The sequence below is a fragment of the Brachybacterium sp. GCM10030267 genome (genome assembly GCF_042666875.1).
Classification (GTDB): Bacteria; Actinomycetota; Actinomycetes; order Actinomycetales; family Dermabacteraceae; genus Brachybacterium.
The window spans coordinates 135477-158081 of sequence record NZ_JBHTCX010000005.1; the positions used below are offsets into that span (position 1 = coordinate 135477).

19 protein-coding genes and 2 tRNA genes are annotated in these 22605 nt (G+C 70.3%); 9 read left to right on the forward strand and 12 right to left on the reverse strand.

Annotation, left to right across the window (positions count from 1 at the left end):
* The first annotated feature begins 206 nt into the window (after window positions 1-206).
* On the forward strand, window positions 207-698 hold the full coding sequence (locus ACFQS2_RS04740) for a single-stranded DNA-binding protein (protein WP_377792888.1): 492 nt from the start codon (window positions 207-209) through the stop codon (window positions 696-698).
* Window positions 699-750: 52 nt separating this feature from the next.
* Here ACFQS2_RS04740 and ACFQS2_RS04745 read toward each other — a convergent pair whose 3' ends face one another.
* Window positions 751-1305 carry a PPA1309 family protein gene (locus tag ACFQS2_RS04745; protein ID WP_377792889.1) on the reverse strand — a complete coding sequence of 185 codons (555 nt, stop codon included), beginning with the start codon at window positions 1303-1305 and terminating at the stop codon, window positions 751-753.
* 181 nt (window positions 1306-1486) lie between these two features.
* Here ACFQS2_RS04745 and ACFQS2_RS04750 point away from each other — a divergent pair, with 181 nt between their 5' ends.
* The 3 genes from ACFQS2_RS04750 to ACFQS2_RS04760 all read left to right on the forward strand — a co-directional run bounded on the left by ACFQS2_RS04750 (window position 1487) and on the right by ACFQS2_RS04760 (window position 5578).
* On the forward strand, window positions 1487-4576 hold the full coding sequence (locus ACFQS2_RS04750) for a UPF0182 family protein (protein WP_377017625.1): 3090 nt from the start codon (window positions 1487-1489) through the stop codon (window positions 4574-4576).
* 176 nt (window positions 4577-4752) lie between these two features.
* Window positions 4753-4826, forward strand: a tRNA-Met gene (locus ACFQS2_RS04755).
* Window positions 4827-4930: 104 nt separating this feature from the next.
* Window positions 4931-5578 carry an SGNH/GDSL hydrolase family protein gene (locus ACFQS2_RS04760; RefSeq protein ID WP_377017580.1) on the forward strand — a complete coding sequence of 216 codons (648 nt, stop codon included), beginning with the start codon at window positions 4931-4933 and terminating at the stop codon, window positions 5576-5578.
* Between the two features lie 27 nt (window positions 5579-5605).
* Here the strand turns inward: ACFQS2_RS04760 and ACFQS2_RS04765 are convergent, their stop codons facing one another.
* From ACFQS2_RS04765 to ACFQS2_RS04790, 6 genes are all read right to left on the reverse strand, one after another.
* Window positions 5606-6385, reverse strand: coding sequence for a C2 family cysteine protease (locus ACFQS2_RS04765; protein WP_377017582.1), 780 nt, complete (start codon window positions 6383-6385; stop codon window positions 5606-5608).
* Between the two features lie 49 nt (window positions 6386-6434).
* Complete coding sequence (locus ACFQS2_RS04770; RefSeq protein WP_377017584.1) at window positions 6435-7655, reverse strand: pyrophosphate--fructose-6-phosphate 1-phosphotransferase; 1221 nt, start codon at window positions 7653-7655, stop codon at window positions 6435-6437.
* 85 nt (window positions 7656-7740) lie between these two features.
* On the reverse strand, window positions 7741-8535 hold the full coding sequence (locus ACFQS2_RS04775; RefSeq protein WP_377017587.1) for an inositol monophosphatase family protein: 795 nt from the start codon (window positions 8533-8535) through the stop codon (window positions 7741-7743).
* A gap of 123 nt (window positions 8536-8658) precedes the next feature.
* On the reverse strand, window positions 8659-9702 hold the full coding sequence (rsgA, locus tag ACFQS2_RS04780; protein ID WP_377792890.1) for a ribosome small subunit-dependent GTPase A: 1044 nt from the start codon (window positions 9700-9702) through the stop codon (window positions 8659-8661).
* A complete protein-coding gene (aroA, locus tag ACFQS2_RS04785; RefSeq protein ID WP_377017591.1) occupies window positions 9699-11027 on the reverse strand; it encodes a 3-phosphoshikimate 1-carboxyvinyltransferase in 1329 nt (442 codons plus the stop codon). The genes rsgA and aroA overlap by 4 nt, the downstream gene beginning before the upstream one ends.
* A gap of 4 nt (window positions 11028-11031) precedes the next feature.
* Window positions 11032-11631 carry a hypothetical protein gene (locus ACFQS2_RS04790; protein ID WP_377792891.1) on the reverse strand — a complete coding sequence of 200 codons (600 nt, stop codon included), beginning with the start codon at window positions 11629-11631 and terminating at the stop codon, window positions 11032-11034.
* A 404-nt stretch (window positions 11632-12035) separates the two neighbouring features.
* Here ACFQS2_RS04790 and ACFQS2_RS04795 point away from each other — a divergent pair, with 404 nt between their 5' ends.
* Window positions 12036-12821: a sigma-70 family RNA polymerase sigma factor gene (locus ACFQS2_RS04795; RefSeq protein ID WP_377792892.1), complete on the forward strand. Its 786-nt coding sequence runs from the start codon at window positions 12036-12038 to the stop codon at window positions 12819-12821.
* Entirely contained in the window at window positions 12818-13162 is a 345-nt protein-coding gene (gene rsrA / locus ACFQS2_RS04800) for a mycothiol system anti-sigma-R factor (RefSeq protein ID WP_377792893.1), read from the forward strand. Before ACFQS2_RS04795 ends, rsrA begins: the two co-directional genes overlap by 4 nt.
* Before the next feature lie 88 nt (window positions 13163-13250).
* Here rsrA and ACFQS2_RS04805 read toward each other — a convergent pair whose 3' ends face one another.
* The 5 genes from ACFQS2_RS04805 to ACFQS2_RS04825 all read right to left on the reverse strand — a co-directional run bounded on the left by ACFQS2_RS04805 (window position 13251) and on the right by ACFQS2_RS04825 (window position 20083).
* Window positions 13251-13325, reverse strand: coding sequence for a 50S ribosomal protein bL37 (locus tag ACFQS2_RS04805; RefSeq protein ID WP_377017627.1), 75 nt, complete (start codon window positions 13323-13325; stop codon window positions 13251-13253).
* 134 nt (window positions 13326-13459) lie between these two features.
* Window positions 13460-14104: a GDSL-type esterase/lipase family protein gene (locus ACFQS2_RS04810; RefSeq protein WP_377017601.1), complete on the reverse strand. Its 645-nt coding sequence runs from the start codon at window positions 14102-14104 to the stop codon at window positions 13460-13462.
* A gap of 79 nt (window positions 14105-14183) precedes the next feature.
* Window positions 14184-18017 (reverse strand): multifunctional oxoglutarate decarboxylase/oxoglutarate dehydrogenase thiamine pyrophosphate-binding subunit/dihydrolipoyllysine-residue succinyltransferase subunit, encoded by a 3834-nt coding sequence (locus tag ACFQS2_RS04815; protein WP_377792894.1) that lies wholly within the window; start codon window positions 18015-18017, stop codon window positions 14184-14186.
* A gap of 123 nt (window positions 18018-18140) precedes the next feature.
* Window positions 18141-19250 (reverse strand): sensor histidine kinase, encoded by a 1110-nt coding sequence (locus ACFQS2_RS04820; protein ID WP_377017605.1) that lies wholly within the window; start codon window positions 19248-19250, stop codon window positions 18141-18143.
* Window positions 19247-20083 carry a response regulator transcription factor gene (locus ACFQS2_RS04825; RefSeq protein ID WP_377017607.1) on the reverse strand — a complete coding sequence of 279 codons (837 nt, stop codon included), beginning with the start codon at window positions 20081-20083 and terminating at the stop codon, window positions 19247-19249. The genes ACFQS2_RS04820 and ACFQS2_RS04825 overlap by 4 nt, the downstream gene beginning before the upstream one ends.
* Window positions 20084-20402: 319 nt before the next feature.
* Here ACFQS2_RS04825 and ACFQS2_RS04830 point away from each other — a divergent pair, with 319 nt between their 5' ends.
* The 3 genes from ACFQS2_RS04830 to ACFQS2_RS04840 all read left to right on the forward strand — a co-directional run bounded on the left by ACFQS2_RS04830 (window position 20403) and on the right by ACFQS2_RS04840 (window position 22475).
* Window positions 20403-21275: a M23 family metallopeptidase gene (locus tag ACFQS2_RS04830; RefSeq protein WP_377792895.1), complete on the forward strand. Its 873-nt coding sequence runs from the start codon at window positions 20403-20405 to the stop codon at window positions 21273-21275.
* The gene (tsaD, locus tag ACFQS2_RS04835; protein ID WP_377792896.1) at window positions 21272-22324 is read left to right on the forward strand and encodes a tRNA (adenosine(37)-N6)-threonylcarbamoyltransferase complex transferase subunit TsaD; all 1053 of its coding nucleotides are present in this window, start codon (window positions 21272-21274) and stop codon (window positions 22322-22324) included. Before ACFQS2_RS04830 ends, tsaD begins: the two co-directional genes overlap by 4 nt.
* Window positions 22325-22402: 78 nt before the next feature.
* Window positions 22403-22475: transfer RNA gene (locus ACFQS2_RS04840), tRNA-Arg, on the forward strand.
* The last annotated feature ends 130 nt before the right edge of the window (window positions 22476-22605 follow it).

Here is a 22605-nt window from a genome sequence, read left to right on the forward strand (position 1 = left end):
TCGCATGGGCGGCGTCTGCCTGCGCGCGGTTCCGACGAAGATCGAGCCGGCCGGCGTGGCCGGCGCCGCCACCGTTCCTCCCCACGGCCGCTTCGTCCACAGAACCGGCGGAGCACTGGAGGTCAGCGGAGGTCGCGGCAACGCTGGGGAGGGTCGGCACGGAGCCGACGCCGGGACGTCCCCGGAACCTCAGGAAGGACATCACCATGCGCGACCTCAACACAGTTCTCATGGGCAATGCCACCGCTGACCCCAGCGAGCGGCTCCAGAGCGACGGCAGCGTCACCGCGATCGTGCGCATCGCGGTGACCGGCCGCTACTACGACGCGGCCAAAGGCGACTTCACCGACCGCAAGACGGAGTTCATCTCGGTGTTCGCACGCCGGGCGCTGGCCCGCAATCTCATGCGATCGGTGAGCAAGGGCCATCCGCTGGTGGTCTCCGGCCGCCTCGGCAGCTCCGAATGGACGGCGGAGGACGGCACGATCCGTCACTCCCTGACGCTCCAGGCCGAAGCCATCGGCCACGACCTCACCTTCGGGACGGCTTCGTTCACCCGGCCGCTGAAGAACAGCGACATTCCCGACCACGACCCGCACACCGGCGAGATCGCCTCCGAGGCCGTGGACGACGCGGACGTGGACTCGGCGCTGACCGGGGAGGCACCAGTGGAAGGGGCGTTGACAACCGCCTCCTGACGTCGCCGCCTCTCGAGGCCGGCGCTGTCCGAAGCAGTTCGTGGGAAGGAGCTCAGGCGTCGGAGGCCAACGTCTGCACCAGAGCCGCAGAGAGGTCGGGGAGCAGCGCGGCGCCGAGGACATAGCCCTCCTCGTCGCCGCGGTGCACCGCCGACCACGTGGTGCCATCGGCCAGCGCTGCGACCACCACGCGCAGGGGGCGCCCCGCGGGGAGCTCGGTCTCGCCGACCCCGTCGCGCAGCGCCCACGCACTGGGCGCCAGGTCGCACGCCAGGGCTCCGCCTGCTGCCAGGTCCGGCCACTGCACCTCCTGCAGCGCGGCGAGGGGGTCCTGTCGCGGCGCCGAGTCCGCCGGCTCACCCGTGGGGCCCTCGTCGAGATCGATCGGTGTCAGGTGCAGGTCATCAGGGGCGTCCGCGTCGGCGCCGTCGGCGCCCAGCAGTGCTGCGAGGGCGGGCGAGGCCGCCGTCAGCTCCGCACTGCGGGCCAGGGCGAAGAGCCTGGGAGCGGGAAGGTGCTCATCCTCGAGATGGCGGGCCACCTCGAGGACCGCGGCGGCGAGGGCGGCCGTGGGAGCATCGAGCGGGTCCGCGTCGGGAGTCGTCATCGGATCGAGAGGTCCCTTACAGCTTCGGCCTGACAGAATAGAGGGGTCACCGCCATGAGCGGCGGCGCCCACTGTACCCGGAGACCCGACGTTGCTCCCTGCGTAGCTGCAGGTGGTGCCGCCGGCTCCGACCCCGAGGCACCCGAGGTTATCCGTGAGTTTCTCCGCCCCATTCGGCGACATGCCCCGGCCGCGCCCGCGCCCGGCTTCCGACCCGAACACGACGGACCGGCGGAGGATCTCCCCGTTGGCGATCGCCGCGATCGCGGTCGCGGCCCTGATCCTGCTGCTGCTCATCGCATCGGAGCTGTGGACGAAGTATCTCTGGATGGATCAGCTCGGCTTCACCAGCGTGCAGGTCGTCCGCTGGGTCACGCAGGGCATCCTGTTCGTGCTCGGGTTCCTCGTGTTCTCGGTGCCGCTGTTCCTGAGCCTGCGGATGGCCTACACCAAGCGCCCGGTCTACCCGCCGGTCACGCGTGAGCAGGAAGCCCTCGAGCAGTTCCGCTCCGCGGTCGATCCTCTGCGCCGCGGCGTGACCATCGCAGCACCGCTGATCATCGGGGCATTCGGCGGGCTGGCGGCCTCGCGCGGCTGGCAGGACGTCCAGCTGTTCCTGCATCCCCAGCCCTTCGGCGAGGTCGATCCGATCTTCGCCAACGACATCTCGTTCTACGTCTTCACGCTGCCCGTGATCGACATGATCATCAACTTCGGCAGGTTCGTCCTGCTGGTCACGATCGTGGGCGCGGTCATCGGCCACTTCATCTACGGCGGCGTCGCCTGGGGGCAGGAGAGCGGGCTCGAGGTCACGCGCGCCGCGCGCCGGCACCTCGGTGTCCTGGCCGCGATCTACGTGCTGATCCTCGGTGCGGGGCACTGGTTCCAGCGCTATGACCTGCTGACCGCCGAGCACGACCGCTTCCACGGTGCCTCGTACGCCGACGAGAACGCCATCCTGCCCGCGCAGACCATCCTGGCGATCGCCGCGGTGGCGGTCGCGGCCCTGTTCGTGCTGTGGATCTTCCGGTCCGACTGGCGGATCCCCGCGATCGGCGCCGGCCTGATGATCCTGTCCACGCTGGCCGTGGGGAACCTCTACCCCTGGGCCATCCAGCAGTTCCAGGTCCAGCCCAACGAGCGTGCGCTGGAACAGCCCTTCATCCAGCGCAACATCGACGCCACCCGCGCCGCGTTCGACATCGACGACGTCAACGAGGTCTCCTACACCGCGACCACCGACGCCGAGCCGGGCGCTCTGCGCGAGGACGCCTCGACCACCGCGCAGATCCGCCTGATGGACCCCAACATCATCTCGCCCACGTTCGAGCAGCGCGAGGCGAACCGTCGCTACTGGGGCTTCGACGACGTGCTCAGCGTGGACCGCTACGAGATCGACGGCGAACTGCAGGACACCGTCATCGGCGTGCGTGAGCTGCGACCGGACAAGTTCGGCCTCAACGAGCGCTCATGGGTGGATCAGCACATCATCTACACCCACGGCTACGGCACCGCCGCCGCCTATGGCAACCAGCGCAACGCCGATGGAGAGCCCAGCTTCCTGCAGTCCGGTGTGCCCGGCGATGGTGCCTTCGGCGACTACGAGGAGCGGGTCTACTTCGGCCGTCACTCTCCGGACTACTCCATCGTCGGCGCCCCCGAAGGCCATGAGCCCGAGGAGTTCGACTACCAGTCCGGGACCGATGACGAGGAGGGCGGAGACCAGGTCTACAACACCTTCCAAGGTGATGGCGGCCCCTCCGTCGGCGGCTTCTTCAACCAGCTGCTGTACTCGATCAAGTTCCGCGACCCCAACATCCTGATCTCGGGGTACCTCAACGAAGAGTCGCAGATCCTCTACGACCGCGACCCGCAGGAGAGGGTCCGCCAGGTCGCGCCGTTCCTCTCGCTGGACTCCCAGATGTACCCGGCCGTCGTGGACGGGGAGATGGTGTGGGTCATCGATGGGTACACGACCACCGACGAGTACCCGTACTCCCAGTCCGCCGAGCTGGACGGGGTCGTCGATGATTCGCAGACCAACCCCAACGAGACCGCAGCTGCCCGTGACCGCGAGGCGAACTACATGCGCAACGGCGTCAAGGCGACGGTCAACGCGTTCGACGGGTCGGTGACCCTGTACTCCTGGGACACCGAGGACCCGATCCTCAAGGCGTGGTCCGAGGTGTTCCCCGATGCCCTCCAGCCCGCCTCGGAGATCAGTGGTGAGCTGATGAGCCACCTGCGCTACCCGGCGGACTACTTCAAGGCACAGCGCGAGATGCTCTCGAAGTACCACGTCACCGACGCGGACGACTTCTTCGGCCAGCAGGACTTCTGGCAGGTCTCGCCGGATCCGACCGTTCCGGCTCCGGAGAATCCGGATGGCAGCTCCGGCGAGCAGCCCGCCCAGCCGCCGATGTACCTGTCCATGCAGATGCCCAACGCGGACGAACCCAGGTTCACGCTCTCCTCGAGCTATATCCCGACAGAGGGCCAGAACGTGCTCACGGGCTACCTGGCGGTGGATTCCGAGACCGGCAGCACGGAGGGCAACCCTGCGGACTCCTACGGTGACAAGACGCTGCTGGTGCTGCCCGCATCGAACCCGGTCAACGGGCCGGGGCAGGTGCAGGCCACGTTCAACGCCGAACCGAACGTCTCCCAAGCCCTGAACCTGCTGAAATCGGGCAACTCCGAGGTGATCAACGGCAACCTGCTCACCCTGCCCGTCGGCGGCGGTCTGCTGTACGTCCAGCCGGTGTTCCTGCAGTCCTCCGCCTCCGGCGGCGGCACGCAGTACCCGCTGCTGCAGATGGTGCTGGTCTCCTTCGGCGACAAGATCGGCTTCGCCCCGACGCTCGACGAGGCCCTGGATCTGGTCTTCGGCGGTGATTCCGGCGCCACCGCCGGCGACGCCGAGGTCACCGACCCCGACGGTGTCGCCGGTACCGCCGACACCGAGACCGGCGAGGGCACGGTCGAGACGCCGGACGGCGAGGAGGCGCCGGCGGACGGCGAGGAGCCCCCGGCCGACGAGGAGCAGCCCGCAGACCAGGGAGGCTCCGCCCAGGAGCGTCTCGACCAGGCCCTGGCGGATATGGACGCCGCCGTGAAGGACTCGGAGGAGGCCATGGCAGCGGGGGACTGGGCGGCCTACGGCGAGGCCCAGGAGCGCGTCGCCGACGCCCTCCAGCGCGCCGTCGAGGCCAACGAGGAGCTCGGCGGGTCCGGCGTCCCGGCTCAGCCGTCCGATGGCGGGGGCGGCTGAGCCTCGGCTCCTGACTCCTGCCTGATCAGGACGCCCGATCGCTCCGGTGCCATGCCGCTGCGGTCGGGCGTTTTGACGTTCGCGCAGGTGAACGGGCCATGAACGTGTGATGGCACACGTTGGACGGCGATGAGTTGGACGCCGGCGGGCGGTGCCCGTAAAGTTATGGATGTCGCCGCGGGGTGGAGCAGTTCGGTAGCTCGCCGGGCTCATAACCCGGAGGTCGTAGGTTCAAATCCTGCCCCCGCTACGAGATAGGGCCCCTGGTCCGGTGGAAACACCGACCAGGGGCCTTTGTGCTGTGCCCTCGAACGGCACCGCAGGTCAGCACCTGGCTCTGGCAGGATATCGACCATGACGACGCCATCTCTGCCCGAGCCCCGGACCCTGCTCTTCATCGGCGACTCCATCACCGACTGCCAACGCCGCGAGGATCCCGAGGAGCTGGGATACGGCTACGTACGCCTGATCGCCGAGCACTTCGCCGCCCACGAGCCCACAGCTCGGGTCATCAACCGCGGGATCGGCGGGCACAAGGTCGCGGACCTCGTCGGCCGCTTCGGTCCGGACTGCCTCGACCTCGATCCGGACGTCGTCACGATCTATGTCGGTGTCAACGATGCCTGGCACCGCTTCACCCGGGGCGAGGAGATCACGCCCGAGGAGTTCGAAGAGGGCTACCGCTTCCTGCTCGACCAGCTCTCGGCCACCCGGCCCGCCGTGCCGGTGCTGCTGGTGATCCCGTTCGTCGTCGACGTCGACGAGGACAAGACGATCATCCACACGGACCTGGACGTGAAGGTCCGGATCATCCGCGATCTCGCCCGCGAGTTCGGCCATGCCGTCGTCGACCTCGAGGCGGTGCTCCAGCGCGCCTGGAGCGTCGGTCACACCCCGCTCAGCATCGCCGAGGACGGCGTGCATCCGACGATCGCCGGGCACCGACTCATCGCCGACGCCTGGCTGGAGACGTTCGCCCAGGTCGATACGGCCCGCCGCTGACAGCACCCGTCCGAACCGGTCGCGTCCTCAGCGTAGCGGCGGCGTCACGTCCAGCGAGAGGAAGCCGCGGCGGAAGGTGCGGGCGTCGACCACCAGCAGCCGGCCCGGACGCACCGGGTTGCGCAGCCGCACGTGCCCGCTGCGGGGATCGGCGCCCACCACCGCGAACACGTGGTTCGGCGGCAACCGGCCGTGGGCGGTGGTGACGAGCCCGCTGAGCGGATGCGTAGAGGCGGCGACCGCCCTGCCCTCGTCGGTCCAGGCCGCCAGCTGGGCAGCAGGCGGCAGGCGCAGCAGCGTCCGCACTCGCATCCCCAGCAGCAGTTCGAACCCGAAGCGCGCGAAGCCGCGCTGGATGTAGCCGTAGCCGCCGGCCACATACGCGGTGATCGCCTTCTCCAGGGCGCCCGCCCAGCCAGGATTCGCACCGTCGCGCCTCGCGTAGAGGAACTCGCCGGCGTCGTCGACGGGCATCATCCGATCCACGCGGATCGGGTGGCCCAGCGCGGGAAGATGCATCTCGACAGTTCCGTCGGGCAATGCCGACAGCAGCTGGGCGAGACGCTCCGGGGCGGTCTCGTGGATCGCCAGCATCGCGGCGAGCAGCCAGCAGTCCCCGAGGCGTCCCTGCCGGGGCCGCAGCAGACGCGGGGGAGCCAGGGGACCGGTGTCCTGCCTCCATCCGGCGGCGCGGGGACCGAGGCCGGGTGTTGCCGGCACATATGCCTCGCGCGCCCGCCCGGTCAGGGCGAGCGCGCGAAGGGTGCGGCGCCAGGTCCGCACGCGGGGCCGCGAGTCGGGCGCCATCAGGATCGTGCCCGGTGGGATGCTCGCGGTCTCGTACGGTCCTCGGCGATCAGTGGGCCTCGGCGGGGACGATCTTCTGCCCGGTGTGCTCCATGACCTCGTGGAACCAGGGCTGGGAGATGTCGAAGGCCTTGTGGCCGGCGATGCGCTCGAACTCGATCGCGCGCAGCACGTCCTCGTTGCCCTCGTCGTGGCCGATCACGCCCGATCCACCCTCGAGGGCGGTCTGGACGGCGAGGTCGGTCATGGACTTGATCAGACGCAGGTCCTCGGCGTTGGCCTTGGCCGAGCGGGAGAAGTAGCCGGACTTCTGGACCATGACCTTCTCGGCGCCGAGCTTGGCGGCGAACTGGTCGGCGAACCACTGGCCGGGGTTGATCTTGTCGATCTTGACGTGGCCGAAGGGGTCCTTCTCGGGCTCCACGCCGCGGGCCTGCATCTCGGCGATGATCTCCGGGATGCCGGCGCCCTCGGACAGGAAGATGTTCACGCAGCCGACCTCGTCCATGACGCCCTTGAGCCGCTCGGCCTCGGCGTCGATGTCCAGCGCCAGCTCGGGCAGGAACACCGCGTGGACGTCCCAGCGCTCGGCGCGGTGGCCGATCGAGGGCAGCCACTCCTGCTGGGCGTGCCAGCGCTGGTAGAAGCGTGCGGCCTCGGCGGTGAGGTACCCGCAGGCGCGGCCCATGATCTCGTGGACGATGAGCATGCGCGGGTTCGAGCCGTGCTCGGCGATGATGTTCTGGGCGAAGATGCTGGTCTGCTCGGCGGCGCTCTGGGCGCCGAGGGACTGGCGGATCGGCACGATGTCGTTGTCGATCGTCTTGGGCAGGCCGACGACCTGGAGGTCGTGGCCGTTGTCGTGGAGGTACTTCGCCAGGTCCGCGGCGGTGGTGTTGGTGTCGTCGCCGCCGATGGTGTGCAGGACGTCGACGCCGTCCTCCTGGAGCTTGGTGGCCGCCACCTCGAGGGCGTCCTGGCCCTCCTCGATCAGGCCGCGCTCGACCAGGTTCGCGGTGTTGGTGAGCTTGACGCGGGAGTTGCCGATGGGGGAGCCGCCGTAGTTGTGCAGCAGGCCCGCCTTGGCGCGCACCTCGTCATCGACGACGATCTTCTCCCCGGTCAGCAGACCCCAGTAGCCGTGCTTGTACGCGATGATCTCGACATCGGGCACCAGCTCGTTGTAGCGCTCGATGAGGCCGCCGACGGCGGAGGACAGGCAGGGGGCATAGCCACCTGCGGTCAGCAGGGCGACGCGCTTGACGGTCATGGAGAGGGGGTCCCTTCACGGTTCGGGGTCACGACTCGACGAGTCTACCGATGCCCGGCCCCTCCGCCGCGCGGCGTCCGTCCCCTCAGACGGCCTCGGCGGCGAGCGCGGTGAGGATCTCCTCGTGCAGTAGCCCGTTGGTGGCCACGGCGTTGCCGCCGAAGGGACCGTCCTCGCCGTCCAGCGAGGTGAATCGCCCGCCCGCCTCGGTGACGATCGGCGCCAGGGCGACCATGTCGTGCAGAGCGAGCTCGGGCTCGCAGGCGACGTCGACAGCGCCCTCGGCGACCAGCATGTACGACCAGAAGTCGCCGTAGGCGCGGGTGCGCCAGAAGCGCTGCATGAGGTTGAGCATCTGCGGGAGCCGGTCGCGCTCGGCCCAGCCGTGCAGGGAGGAGTAGGACAGCGAGGCCTCCTCCAGCCGGTCGATGCCGGAGACGCTGAGCCGGGTGGCGCTGTTGATCCGCGAACCGGTCCATGCCCCGGCGCCGGTGCCTCCCCACCATCTGCGGCCGAGCGAGGGGGCGGAGACGAGGCCGACGACGGGCCGGCCGTCCTCGATCAGACCGATCAGGGTTCCCCACACCGGGACCCCGCGCACGAAGTTGCTGGTGCCGTCGATGGGGTCGATGACCCACTGGCGCGGTGAGGAGCCGGTGGTGCCGAACTCCTCGCCGATCACCTGGTCCCGGGAGCGGGCACGGGCCAGCTGCGCGCGCACCAGCTGTTCGGCGGCCTTGTCGGCGTCGGTGACCTCGGTGAGATCGGGCTTGGTGGTGACCTCGAGATCCTGCGCCTTGAAGCGGGACAGCGTCAGCTGGTCCACAGCATCGGCGAGCACATGGGCGAGGCGCAGGTCGTCGGCATAGCGGCTGGACATGGAGCCCACCCTAGAGCTCCGGGGGCCCGCAGCCGCGCAGCGACGCGGAACCACGGGGCGGAGCCGGGCGTCCCGGTGCGGAGAATCCGCCCTGCGCGATTCGGGCCCGGCCGCGGGGCGCGGTCACACGTCCCAGGGGTCGTTCTGGCGCAGCGTGACCGCCAGCCTGCGATAGGAGGCCAGACGGGCCGGTCCCGCGCTGCCGGCCGCTCCGGTCTCGACCAGCTCGTCGAGGGCGCAGTCCGGAGCGTCCTCCAGGTGGCTGCAGCCCCGGGGGCAGGACTCGGCGAGGCCGGCCAGATCCTCGAAGGCATCCAGCAGCTCGTCGGGATCGACGTGCCCCAACCCGAAGGAGCGCACCCCCGGGGTGTCGATCACCCACCCGTCGGCGCCCGGCAGCTGCATCGCGAGCGCCGAGGAGGAGGTGTGGCGGCCACGGCCGGTGACGTCGTTGACCTCGCCGATGGCCCGGTCGGTGCCGGGGACCAGCGCGTTGATCAGGGTGGACTTGCCGACGCCGGAGTGGCCGATGAGCACGCTGATGCGGCCGGAGAGCCGCTCGCGCAGCTCCTCGAGACCCTCGACCTCCCCATCGGGGCGGCGATGGGTCACGACGTGGTCCAGGCCCAGCGGGGTGTAGCTGCGCAGGAACTCCTCGGGGGAGCGCAGATCGGCCTTGGTCAGCACCAGCAGGGCATCCACCCCGGCGACGTAGGCCGCCACCAGGCAGCGGTCGATCATCCCGCCGCGCGGCTCCGGTTCGGCGACGGCGGTCACCATCACCATCAGGTCGACATTGGCGACCAGCGGGCGCTCGGTGGAGTCGTCGTCGTCGGCGCTGCGGCGCAGGAACGAGCTGCGCTCGTGGATCCGCACGATCCTCGCCAGCGTCCCCTCGCGACCCGAGGTGTCACCGACCAGTCCCACCAGGTCGCCGGGGACGACGGGGGAGCGGCCCAGCTCCCGGGCGCGCATCGCGGTCACGGTGCGCTCCTCGTCCGTGCCCGCGCCGACCACGGTCCGCCAGCGCCCGCGGTCGACCGAGACCACGCGTGCGGTGATCGCGTCGGCGTGCGCCGGGCGGTCCTTCGTGCGGGGCCGCGACCCGCGACGGTTGGGCCGGACGCGGACGTCGGCCTCGTCGTAGTCGCGCGGTGATCGGCTCACGCGTCCTCGCCGGCGGGCGGGTCGGTGTGCAGCATCGACAGCCACATCCCCACGAAGTCCGGCAGGGTCTTCTGGGTGGTGCCGATGTCGACGACCCGCAGGTCGGGCACACGCAGACCGAGGATGGCGGCGGCGGTGGCGAGCCGGTGGTCCTCGTAGGTCTCGAACGTGTCCCCGTGCAGCTCGCCCGGGTGGATCTCGAGACCGTCCTCGTGCTCGAGAGTGCGTGCGCCGACCTTGGTCAGCTCCGTGGCCAGGGCCTTCAGCCGGTCCGTCTCGTGGCCGCGCAGATGCCCCACGCCCCGCAGCCGGGACGGCGAATCGGCCAGGGCGGCGACGGCGGCGATCGTCGGCACCAGCTCGCCGACGGCGGACATGTCCGCGTCGATGCCCTGGACGGCGCCGGTCCCGCGCACGGTGAGAGTGCGGCCCTCGCGCCAGACCTCGGCGCCCATCCGGCTGAACAGGTCCCGATAGGCGTCTCCGGGCTGTGTGGTGACCTCCGGCCAGTCGTCCACGGCCATGGTGCCGCCGGTGACCATCGCGGCGGCGAGGAACGGGCCCGCGTTCGAGAGATCGGGTTCCACCGTGGTGGCGACCGGTTCGATCTCGCCGCGGGCGACGGTCCACACCGGCCTGCCCGTCCCGTCCCTGTGGTGCGCGGTCTCGACGCCGGCCTGGCGCAGCGTCTCCACGGTCATCTCGATGTGCGGCAGGGACGGGAGCGTCTTGCCCACGTGGACGAGCTCGAGGTCCGCCTCACCACGGGCCCCGACCAGTAGCACGTTGGAGATGAACTGGCTGGAGGCCGAGGCATCGATCTCGACCCGGCCGCCGCCGAGGCGCCCGGTGCCGTGCACGGTGAGCGGCAGGTGGCCGGGCACTCCGTGCTCGGTGACCCCCACGCCCTGCTGCCGAAGGGCCGCGATCACGGCGCTCATGGGCCGTGCCAGGGCCGCATCGTCCCCGGTGAACCGCACGTCCCCGTGGTGCAGCGCCGCCAGCATCGGCACGAAGCGCATGACGGTCCCTGCCAGACCCGTGTGGATCTCGATCGGATCCGCAGGATGCGGCGAAGGCGGCGGGAGCGGATGGATGCGCAGCGAGTCCTCATGGACCTCGAGGGTGGCCCCGAGGCGTTCGAGCGCATCGCGCATCAGGCGGGTGTCCCGCGAGACCAGGGCCCCGCGCAGATCGGAAGGTCCCGCCCCGGCGGCCGCCAGCACCATCCAGCGGGCGGTCAGCGATTTCGATCCCGGGACCCGCACCAGGGCATCGACGGGTCTGTCGGCGACCGGTGCCGTCCACAGGACCTCGGGGGACACGGCCTCAGCCCCGCTGCGAGGCGAGCTGCTTCTGCGCGGAGCCCGCCGTGGCCTTGGCGCGCTTCTGGGCCTTGCCGGCCTTCTTCTGCAGGTCCCGCTGCGTGGAGCCGGCCTTCTTCTCGAGCTCGCGCTGCTTGGCGGCGGCCCTCTTCTGGCTGGTCTCGACGAACTTGTTCACCTGGTACCCGAGCGAGGGGCGGCCCTCGTGATCGACCACGGCCAGCAGCACGCCGCCGAGCAGGCCGGCGTCGGTGAGGATCGACTGGACCTCCTGCAGGAGCTCCTCGCCGCGCAGCTCCCACACCTTCTTGCGACCGGCCCAGCCGACCGACGTGGTCAGCAGCAGCGCCGCGGCCGCGGCGCGGGGGCAACGGTTGGTGGCGTACAGGACGCCGGCGCCGGCGGCGACGGCGCCGCTGACCCGGATGATCGTGCGCACGTCCACGAAGTCGGGGGTCGAGGACTTGGCCAGAGCGGAGTCGACCGCCTCGAACGCCTCGGGGTAGACATCGATCTCGCGCTCGGGGCGCTGGGCGGTGCGCACGCCTTCATAGATGAAGGGAGCGGCGAGCAGGGGACGGGCGATACGGCGGACCAGGGCCATGGTGTCCTCACGATCTTGACGAGTGTCAGCAGGTCCGGTGACCGATGTCGGGCAGGTCACCGACGTCCAGACTACCGCGCAGGGAACAAGCGCCGCGCCCGGCGCGTTGAACCATCCGGTCCCGACGCGCGCCGCTGGCCCGCGGGTGGCCGCACGGCAGCGATGAGCCGACAGATCGGTAGACATCGGTGGACCCCGACAACGGTCGATGGACGGCGACAGATACCGACACACGACGGCAGGCATCGACACACGACAGCAGACGACGACCGGCGACGACAGACGACAGCAGACGACAACAGACCAGGCAATGCGCGAAGGCGACCCCGGCGCAGGGAAGGCGGACGATGACTGCACTGCTCACACAGGCCCCTGCCCGCCGTTCTGGCGTAGGTTGGACGGCAATGATCCAGACAGATTCCGCCCCGAGCCCCGACGCGGGCCTCCCGGAGACCCCGGCCGCCTCCTCCGCCACCACGGGGCCTGAGGGCGGCGGCGGTACCGCGCCCGAAGCGGCCGGCGACGAGCAGTCCCAGCGCCTCGCGCAGTCCTCCGGTCCCGACGGGGCCGCGGACGCCTTCGACTTCGAGAGCGAGGCGCTGTCCCATCTGGACTCCCTGTACGGCGGTGCCCTGCGGATGACGCGCAACCCGCACGACGCGGAGGACCTCGTCCAGGAGACCTTCATGAAGGCCTTCCGCGCCCGCGACCGCTTCACGCCGGGCACCAACATGCGCGCGTGGCTGTACCGGATCATGACCAACAGCTACATCTCGACCTACCGTCAGAAGCAGCGCCGCCCCCAGGAGGCCTGGAACGAGAACGTCGAGGACTGGCAGCTCGCCGAGGTCGCCTCGCACACCAGCAGCGGGCTGCGCTCCGCGGAGGCCGAGGCGCTGGACCACCTGCCGGACTCCGCGGTCAAGGACGCCCTCAGCGAACTGCGCGAGGACTACCGGCTGGCGGTGTACCTCGCCGATGTCGAGGGGTTCGCCTACAAGGAGATCGCCGAGATCATGGACACCCCGATCGGGACCGTGATGTCCCGGCTGCACCGGGGACGCCGCCAGCTGCGCGACATGCTCTCCGGCTACGCCTACCGCAGCGGCTTCCTGCGCGCGGACCCCTCGGCCGCGGCCGGGGCGGACGATGACACCACCGGCTCGAGAGATCGGGAGGAGGAACGATGACCCAGAACGACATGACCGCGACCGGCGGCGCCGATCAGCCCCGCCGCGACCTGCGCTACGGCCTCGAGGAGGCGCTCGACGGCGAGCTGCCCCCCGAGGTGGTGGCACGGATGGAACGCCACACCGAGGGCTGCCCCGAGTGCGCCGAGGAGTGGGAGCAGGTGCGCCGGATGAAGGAGCTCGTGCGCCGCAGCTGTGCGGATCGCGCGCCGTCCTCCCTGCGCGAGCGGATCGCGGTGCAGTACCGCAGCGTCTCGGTGACCCGGACCACCGACGCCGACGGCAGCACCAGCGTGCGCATCACCACGACCAGTACCCGCCGGCAGCTGCCCGACTGCTGACCCGCGCCGACGGCATCCGCAGACGACAGGAGGCCCCTCCCCGAACGGGGAAGGGCCTCCTGTCAGTTCGCGCCGAGCGCGATCACGGTCAGCTGTTGGGGCGCTTGCCGTGATTCGCGCTGTTCTTGCGGCGAGCCTTGCGCTTGCGTCCTCGCTTGCTCATCACGTTCTCCTTCCTTCGCCCGGTAACCCGACGATTGTGCCACAGCCTCGCTGATCGAGGCGGGCAGCGACGGCCGGGCGGTCACAGCTGAGGGGGAGGTCACTCCGGCCGTGGAAGCGCTCGGGCCCGGAGGCTCACGAGGAGGTGCCCAGCCAGGATCCGAAGCCGCCGTGGAGGACGAGCCAGGCCATCAGCCCGTAGCCGGTCTGGCCGGGGTGGTCACCGGGGGAGCGCGCCACGTCGGACTCCCACTGATCGTGCCCGGAGAGCCCGCTGACCGTGTTCACATAAGGGATCCGGCGCCGCGAGCAGACGTCCTCGAACGCGCCGGAGAGCTCCTGGATCGTGGCGGTGACCTGGGAGTCTCTGCTGGGAGGCGGGCCCACCACGAACGCTGGGATCCGCAGTCGCTCCAGGCCGTCCAGGATCTTGGCGAGGTTCAGCCGGGAACGGGCCAGGGAGATCCCGGCCTCGACGTCGGCGCGGCCCATGGCCAGGACGACGCGGTGGTCGACCCTGCCCTCGGCCTGCGCCGTGAGGTCCATCCGGCGCCTGACGTCCTCGTCCCACCGGTCGGCGAGCTCCGCGGTGGTCTCTCCAGGAAGCGCCGAGGTGAACACGTCGATGCGGTTCTCGGCGCCCTGCTCACTGGCCACGGCACGACCCAGCCACCCCAGGGCGCGAGCATCGCCGATGCCGGCGAGGAGCTCGTCACCGAGCGCGATGACCCGGATCCGGCAGTCCGAATTCGGGGTGGTCGATGTGGACACGGTGTGCACCGGGGCCTCCTGAGGGACGGGAACGTCAACTGTATCGGCGAGGAGGGTCGGGGGCGAACCCGCGGCCCGGTGGCGCCGCTCAGGATTCGAAGGCGCGGGTGAGCAGGTCCTCCTGCTCCTCCTTGTGCGTCGTCGCCGACCCGGTGGCCGGGGAGGCCGACGCCGGACGGGCGACGACCTTCAGCGTGCGCCCCACCTCGACGGCGAAGTTCAGGGCCATGAAGCCCCACGCGCCCTGGTTCAGCGGCTCCTCCTGGACCCACGTCAGCGAGGCCTCGGGATAGGCATCCAGCACCTGGGTGAGCTGCTCCGTGGGCAGCGGGTAGAGCTGTTCGAGACGGACGATCGCGGTATCGGTCAGCTCCTCCTTCTCGCGGCGGGCCGCCAGATCCCAGTACACCTTGCCGGAGGCCAGCAGCACCCGGCTCACGCCGGAGGCGTCGACCGTGGAATCCGCCAGCACCGGCTCGAAGCTGCCGGTGGTGAAGTCCTCCACCGAGCTGACCGCGGCCTTGTTGCGCAGCATCGACTTCGGCGTGAACACGATCAGCGGCTTGCGCGGATCGGTCTTGGCCTGCCGGCGCAGGAGATGGAAGTAGCTGGCCGGGGTCGACGGCATCGCCACCCGCAGGTTCTCCTCGGCGCACATCTGCAGGAACCGCTCGATGCGCGCGGAGGAGTGGTCGGGCCCCTGCCCCTCGTAGCCGTGGGGCAGCAGCAGCACGACGCTGGAGTTCTGCCCCCACTTCTGCTCCGAGGCCGAGATGAACTCGTCGATGACGACCTGTGCGCCGTTGACGAAATCGCCGAACTGCGCCTCCCACAGCACCAGCGACTCCGGGTTCTCCACGGAGTAGCCGTACTCGAAGCCCAGCGCCGCGAACTCCGAGAGCGAGGAGTCGTAGACGTTGAAGCGCGCCTGGTCCTCGGAGAGGTTCGCCAGCGGCGTCCAGGTCTCGCCGGTCTCGTGGTCGATGAGCACGCTGTGGCGCTGGACGAAGGTACCGCGGCGGGTGTCCTGACCGGTCAGGCGCACCCGCCGGCCCTCCATCAGCAGCGACCCGAACGCGAGCAGCTCACCGTAGGCCCAGTCCACGCCGCCCTGGGTGGACATCTGCTGGCGCCGGGCCAGGAGCGCGCCGAGCTTGGGATGGACGGTGAAGGAGTCCGGGACGGCCCCGTGCACCTCGCCGATGCGCTCGAGCACGGAGGCGTCCACGGCGGTCTGGACCGGGCCGCGGTCGCTTCCCGAGCGCTGCGAGGCGGGCAGATCAAGACCCTGCACGCTGGAATCGGGATCGGCGTCCGACCCCGAGCGGGTGGAGGCGAACGCTTCGTCCAGGTGCTCCTGGAAGTTGCGCACCAGGCCCTCGGTCTCCTCCTCGGTGAGGTCGCCCCGTTCGATGAGCGCTTCCATGTACAGCTTGCGGGCGCTGGGCTTCTCCTTGATCAGCGAGTACATCTGCGGCTGCGTCATCGAGGGGTCGTCGCCCTCGTTGTGACCGCGGCGGCGGTAGCAGACCATGTCGATGACCACGTCGCGGTGGAACTTCTGGCGGTAGCGGAAGGCGATCTCGGCGACCCGCACGCAGGCCTCGGGATCATCGCCGTTGACGTGGAAGATGGGCAGCTGCGTCGACTTCGCGACGTCGCTGGAATAGAACGACGAGCGCGAGGAATCCGGCAGCGTCGTGAAGCCGATCTGGTTGTTGATGATCACGTGGATGGTGCCGCCGGTGCGGTATCCGCGCAGCTCCGAGAGGTTCAGCGTCTCGGTGACCACGCCCTGGCCGGCGAAGGCCGCGTCGCCGTGCAGGAGGATGGGCAGCACCGGGAACTCCCCGGGGCGCTCGAGCTGGTCCTGCTTGGCCCGCGTGATGCCCTCGAGAACGGGATTGACCGCCTCCAGGTGCGAGGGGTTCGCCGCGAGATACACCTTGGTCGGCTCCCCGTCGTGGGAGGTGTAGGTGCCCTCGGTGCCCAGGTGGTACTTCACATCGCCGGAGCCCATGGTCTGGCCGTAGTTGCCCTCGAACTCCTGGAAGATCTGTCCGTAGCTCTTGCCGGCCAGGTTCGCGAGCACGTTGAGGCGACCACGGTGGGGCATCCCGATGCAGACCTCGTCGACGTCGTCGTGCGCGGCGCCGTGCAGCACCGCGTCGAGCATCGGGATCACGGACTCCCCGCCCTCGAGCGAGAACCGCTTCTGGCCGACGAACTTGGTCTGCAGGAAGGTCTCGAACGCCTCGGCGGCGTTGAGGCGCTCCATGATGTGGGTGTGCTCGACCTTGTCGAACGGCCGGCGCGGAGTCTCCATCTCCCGCTGCAGCCAGGCGCGCTCCTCCGGATCGGAGATATGCATGTACTCCACACCGATGGTGCGGCAGTACGCGTCGCGCAGGACCCCGAGGATCTCGCGCAGAGTCATCTCGTCCTTGCCGCCCAGCCCGCGGGTGGGGAAGATGCGGTCGAGGTCCCACAGCGTCAGCCCGTACGTCTCGACGTCGAGATCCGGGTGGGTGCGGATCTTGTACTGCAGCGGATCGGTGTCCGCCATCAGATGGCCGCGCACACGGTAGGAGTGGATCAGGTCCATGACCCGCGCGAGACGCTCGGACTTGGAATCCTTGAACGGATTGTCCGGCACCCAGCGGATCGGCTGGTAGGGGAGCCGCAGGGAGGCGAAGACGCGGTCGTAGAAGCCGTCCTTGCCCAGGAGCTTGTCACCCATGAGCTTGAGGAACTCGCCGGAGGCGGCGCCCTGGATGATCCGGTGGTCGTAGGTGGAGGTCAGCGTCATGACCTTCGAGACCGCGAGGTCCGCGAGGGTGGCCGGGCTGGCTCCCTGGAACTGGGCGGGGTAGTCCATCGCGCCGACGCCGACGATCGTGCCCTGGCCCTGCATGAGCCGCGGGATGGAATGGACGGTGCCGATGCCGCCGGGGTTCGTCAGCGACACCGTGGTGTGCGAGAAGTCCTCCATGGTCAGCTTGCCGGCGCGGGCCTTGCGCACCACTTCCTCGTAGGCCTTCCAGAAGCCGAGGAAGTCGAAGCGCTGGGCGGCCTTGATGTTCGGCACGACCAGGCCGCGCGAGCCGTCGGGGCGAGGCATGTCGATGGCGAGGCCGAAGTTGACGTCCTCGCGCTTCAGCAGCAGCGGCTTGCCCTTCTCATCGACATCGAACCCGTTGTTCATGTCGTTGACCTCGGTGATGGCCTCGACCATCGCCCAGCCGATGAGGTGGGTGAAGGAGACCTTGCCGGCGCGGTTGCGCTTGAGGTGGTTGTTGATCACGACGCGGTTGTCGAACAGCAGCTTCACCGGCACGTCGCGCACGGAGGTCGCCGTCGGCACCCCGAGCGACTCGTCCATGTTGCGCACGACGGCAGCGGCCGGGCCGCGCAGCTTGACCCGCTCCGGCTCCTGCAGCTCGACCACGGGGATCTGCGCGGTGGTGGTGGGGATCTTGGCCGGGCGGTCCGACGTGGTCGAGACGGCGGGCTTCTTCTGTTCGTCCTTCGCGGATGCGTCGTTCACGGGAGCAGATTCCTTCGCGGACTGAAAGGGTGCCGCGTTGCTCGCGGCAGGAGGAGTGGGAGCGTCGGAGGAGGGGGCGTCGGACGGCGGGGAGCTCTCGGCCTCGTCGGCCTGCCGGGGCTGCTGCTCGGCCTCGCCGGTCGGCGTCCGCTCGTCGGCCTCTTTCGAGGGGGACGAGTCGGTCTCCTCCGGCGCGCCGGAGGAAGCCTCCGGGGCGGGGTCCGGTGATGTCTCTGCTCGGTGGGAGGAGAAGTACTCCGCCCAACTGGGGTCGACGCTCGAGGGATCTTGCTGCCACTGCTCGCGGAGTGCGTCCACGAGCCATTGATTCGGACCGAACTCCGAGGTCCCGGAGTCCTGTGTCTGCTGTGACACTCTGAGATCGCCAGCCTTCTCACAGTCGAGTGATGCGGATATTGACAGCCTAACGGAGCAGGGCCGATGGATTGGGCCGCTCGCGCGGTCTGCGGGAGATTGACCGCCTGGTCGTGGGTGACATCACGTCGGCGGTCCGACCCGCGGCAGGACCACCCGGATCAGGGACGAGCGGCCGTCCTCGGCGACCTCGGTGCGCGGGTCGTCGAGCACCTCGATCGTGCCGCCGTGGAGCCCGACGGCCCACCGTGCGATCGCCAGTCCCAGGCCGGTGCCGCCGGAGCTGTCCGCGTAGCCGCCGCGCTGGAACCGCTCGAACACGCGCGAGCGGTCCTCGCGGGCGATGCCCGGTCCTTCGTCGTGCACGTCGATCCGCACGCCGGCGTCGTCGCCGGTGGGCGCTGCGCGGATGTGGATGCGTCCGCCGGCGGGGGAGTGCCGCGCCGCGTTCTCGAGGAGGTTGTGGATCACCTGGTGGATGCGAGCGGCATCGGCGGTGACGGTCAGATCCGGCGGCTCGACGTCGACGATCCACCGCGCGTCACGGCCTCCGGAGGCCAGCGCCGCCGAGTCGACCACTTCGTGCAGGAACGGGGTGAGCTCGATGTCCTCGAGGTCGAGATCGACGACGCCGGCGTCCAGCCGCGAGAGGTCCAGCAGATGGTCGACCAGGAGGGAGAGGCGCTCGGTCTCGGTGAGCGCGACCGACAGCGCGGCCGGGTCCGGCTCGGTGACTCCGTCCACGATGTTCTCGAGCTGAGCGCGGAGCCCGGCGACGGGGGTGCGCAGCTCGTGGGAGACGTTCGCGACGAGGTCCCGTCGCATCCGGTCGGTCTCCTCCAGCTCCGAGGCCATGGTGGAGAAGGCCGAGGCGAGCTGCCCCACCTCGTCCCGGCTGGTGGCGCGGATGCGCTGGGTGTAGTCGCCGCGGGCCATGGCCCGGGCGGCGGCGGTCATCTCCCGCAGCGGGGACGTCATGCCGCGGGCCAGCAGCTGGGTGACGACCAGAGCCGCGATCACGACCAGCGGGATGGCCAGCAGCGGCTCGATGCCGGCCCGGATGCTGACCTGGGTCAGCAGCGCGGCGGCGGTGACGACCACGCCCACCAGGACCCCGAGCTTGACCTTGAAGGACCGGAAGCTGTCCAGCGGGCGCACATCCAGCCGGTCCGGCACGCGTCTGCGCTGCGGGTGCGCGGAGCCCGGGTCCGCGCCGTCGTGCTCGGAGCTCACGATGCCGGGTGCGACTCGTCAGGTCCGGACTCGTCGGCCGGGTCCGCGGCGGCTGAGTCCTGGTCCCGGTCGTCCCCGGCGTCACCGCCGTCCGGATCCTCCTCGTCGTCCGGGATCTCCAGCGCGTAGCCGACGCCGTGGACCGTGCGGACCAGATCGGCGCCGAGCTTTCGCCGTAGCGCCTTGACGTGGGAGTCGACCGTCCGCGTGCCGGTGGCATCGACCCAGTCCCATACGTCGGCCAGGAGCTGCTCGCGGGTCAGCACCGTGCCCGGGGCGTTGGCCAGGCACAGCAGCAGGTCGAACTCGGTGGGCGTGAGGTGGGCGGGCACGCCCGCCCGCATCACGCGGCGGCCGGCCCGGTCGATGACGAGGTCGCCGAACTGCAGGGCGACCTGCTGCTCGCTCTCCGTGGTCGCCGGCGCCGCGGCGCGGCGCACCCGTCGCAGCAGAGCCTTCAGACGGGCGGCGAGCTCGCGCATGGAGAAGGGCTTGGTCATGTAGTCGTCCGCGCCCACACCGAGACCGACGAGCATGTCGGTCTCATCGTCCCGGGCGGTGAGCATGAGCACCGGGACGGGTTCGTCGGCCTGGATGCGCCGGCACACCTCGAGGCCGTCGAAGCCGGGCAGCATGACGTCCAGGACCACCACGTCCGGGCGCACCTCGGCGACCGTGCGCACGCCCGAGGGGCCGTCGAAGGCGGTGGAGACCTCCCAGCCCTCCGCGGTGAGGCGGTCGGCGATGGCGCGGGTGATCGTCATCTCGTCCTCGATCACCACCACGCGCACGGGCGAGGAGGGAGCGGATGATGCCTGGTCCGGGGTCGACATGGCGCCACTGTAGACCGCAGCGCCTGAATCCTCGGGAATCCTCGGGCACCGGAATCCTCCGGCATCCGCGCGAGAGGCGTCGCTGCCCTGCGGTGCTCCGCCCCACTCGTGGCGGGCCCGCCCCGTCAAGCGCCGGCAACCTTTGGGGCGTGAGGGCAAAAACTTGGCAATGACCCGGTTGACCTAGCCGTCCACGCCCAGGTCCGACCGTAGATTGACGGAGGTTGTTCGGCGACGCGTACTTCCCCTGTCCGGCGTCGCGCTCGGACAGACGCAGGAACCCGGAATGTGCAGTCGTACTGGAAGCAGGTCGAGATACGTGGCGAATCATCGCGCTGACGGACGCGCCACGGTGCGCAAGCACCGTGCCATCGGAGGTACTCATCGCGACGCGACCCTCCCCGCCGGTGTGGTGAAGGTCAGCGTGCTCGGAGCACTCGCGACCGCCACGATCGCCGCACCGCTGGCCGCTGCCGCGGCCGGGGTCGACGAGGACATGCCCCAGAGCGCGTCCCAGGCGTCCGAGGCCGGCTCCCGGGGCCAGGGCGACTCCGCGAAGCAGGCCGGCCCCGCCGCCGAGGCCCCGCCCGTCGCCCTCCCGGTCGCCGAGGCCGCCGGCTCGGCGCAGCAGGCCGCGGCCGAGACCCGTGCGGACGAGGACAGCGCCAGCCGGAGCGAGGAGCGCACCGCTCCCGCCGAGGAGGACGCCGCGTCCGAGGAGCCCGCAGAGGATCTCGGCATCGAGGTGGAGCTCCCCGAGCCCGAACCCGCGGTGAGCGAGAGCTCCGCCGGGACAGCCGGCAGCAGCGGGTACGTCCGTCCCGTCAGCGGCCCCATCACCTCCGGCTTCGGCGGTCGCATGCACCCCGTGCTGGGCTACTTCAAGGGCCACGACGGCGTCGACTTCGGTGCCAGCTGCGGCACCCCGGTCCACGCCGCGAAGGGCGGGACCGTCGTCGCCGTCGAGTACCACCACGCCTCCGGCAACCGCGTGAAGATCGACCACGGCAACGGGGTCATCACCGGCTACTACCACCTGCAGGGCTTCAACACCTCGGTCGGTGCCACGGTCGAGGCCGGCGAGGTCGTCGGCTACGTCGGCACCACCGGGCGCTCCACCGGCTGCCATCTCCACTTCGCGAAGATGGACGAGGCGGGCAACTACTCCAACCCGATGTCGCTGCTGCAGTGAGCCGCACCCCGGTCGTCCTCGGCGTCGAGTCGTCCTGCGACGAGACCGGATTCGGGATCGTCTCCGACGGCGTCCTACTCGGTCAGGGACTCGCCTCCAGCGCCTCCCAGCACGCCGAGTTCGGGGGAGTGGTCCCCGAGATCGCCGCCCGCGCGCACCTGGACGCCGCGGTCCCCACCCTGCGCATCGCCCTCGCCGACTCCGGTGTCGAGGCCGAGGACATCACCCACGTCGCCGTCACCTCCGGACCCGGGCTGGCCACCGCCGTCCACGTCGGCCTCGCCGCCGCGAAGTCCGTCGCCTGGGCCCTGGACAAGCCGCTGTTCGGGGTCCACCACCTGGCCGGTCACGCTGCCGCGGACACCCTCGAGCACGGGCCGCTGCCCGAGCGCAGCATCATCCTCATCGTCTCCGGCGGCCACACCTCGATCCTCGCCGTCGGCGATCTCGTGCGCGACCCGATCGAGCATCTCGGCGACACCCTCGACGACGCCGCCGGTGAAGCCTTCGACAAGGTCTCCCGACTGCTCGGCCTGGGCTACCCCGGCGGGCCCGCCATCTCGCGCGCCGCGGCAGGCGGCGACCCGGGGGCCTTCTCCTTCCCCCGCGCCCTGCTGCGCCCCGGCGATGCGCCCTTCACGTTCTCCTTCTCGGGTCTCAAGACGGCCGTGGCGCGCACGGTCGAGACCCTCGAGCGCGCCGGTGAGCCGGTGCCGGTCGCCGATATCGCCGCCTCCTTCGAACAGGCCGTGGTGGATGTGCTGGTGACCAAGTCGCTGCGCGCCGTCCGCGAGCGGGAGCTGAACACCCTGGTCATCGTCGGCGGCGTGGCCGCGAACGCACGCCTGCGGTCCGTGGCGCAGGAGCGCTGCGATGCGGCGGGCGTCGAGCTGCGGATCCCGCCGCCGCGGCTGTGCACCGACAACGGCGCCATGATCGCCGCCGTCGGGGACCTGCTGGTCCGCTCCGGCGCCGACCCCAGCGGGCTGCGCATCGCCGCGGATCCGTCCGCGGTCCTGCACGGGGCCCAGCTGCCGCTGCCGCGGTGAGGTCCCTCTCACACCGGCGCCGCCTGCCCGGTACGGATGGTCATCCCGGCGCGTGGTGTTGCTAGACTTCCGTGGTCGGCCCGCGTAGCTCAGTGGATAGAGCGTCTGCCTCCGGAGCAGAAGGTCGTAGGTTCGAATCCTGTCGCGGGCACTGTGTGATGTCGCAGGACATCGGCATGGCCCGAACCCACGCAACGTGGGTTCGGGCCTTTGTCATCTCTGCTGTGGTTGGTAGTCGCGGGTGGGGTCGATGATGAGCTCTCTGAGGACTTCTCCGGTGG

Coding starts and splice junctions, on each gene's coding strand:
- ACFQS2_RS04760 (WP_377017580.1), top strand. CDS start 4,931: ATGACGACGCCATCTCTGCCCGAGCCCCGGACCCTGCTCTTCATCGGC.
- ACFQS2_RS04745 (WP_377792889.1), bottom strand. CDS start 1,305: ATGACGACTCCCGACGCGGACCCGCTCGATGCTCCCACGGCCGCCCTC.
- ACFQS2_RS04750 (WP_377017625.1), top strand. CDS start 1,487: ATGCCCCGGCCGCGCCCGCGCCCGGCTTCCGACCCGAACACGACGGAC.
- ACFQS2_RS04770 (WP_377017584.1), bottom strand. CDS start 7,655: ATGACCGTCAAGCGCGTCGCCCTGCTGACCGCAGGTGGCTATGCCCCC.
- ACFQS2_RS04740 (WP_377792888.1), top strand. CDS start 207: ATGCGCGACCTCAACACAGTTCTCATGGGCAATGCCACCGCTGACCCC.
- ACFQS2_RS04795 (WP_377792892.1), top strand. CDS start 12,036: ATGATCCAGACAGATTCCGCCCCGAGCCCCGACGCGGGCCTCCCGGAG.
- rsrA (WP_377792893.1), top strand. CDS start 12,818: ATGACCCAGAACGACATGACCGCGACCGGCGGCGCCGATCAGCCCCGC.
- ACFQS2_RS04775 (WP_377017587.1), bottom strand. CDS start 8,535: ATGTCCAGCCGCTATGCCGACGACCTGCGCCTCGCCCATGTGCTCGCC.
- ACFQS2_RS04825 (WP_377017607.1), bottom strand. CDS start 20,083: ATGTCGACCCCGGACCAGGCATCATCCGCTCCCTCCTCGCCCGTGCGC.
- ACFQS2_RS04790 (WP_377792891.1), bottom strand. CDS start 11,631: ATGGCCCTGGTCCGCCGTATCGCCCGTCCCCTGCTCGCCGCTCCCTTC.
- ACFQS2_RS04765 (WP_377017582.1), bottom strand. CDS start 6,385: ATGGCGCCCGACTCGCGGCCCCGCGTGCGGACCTGGCGCCGCACCCTT.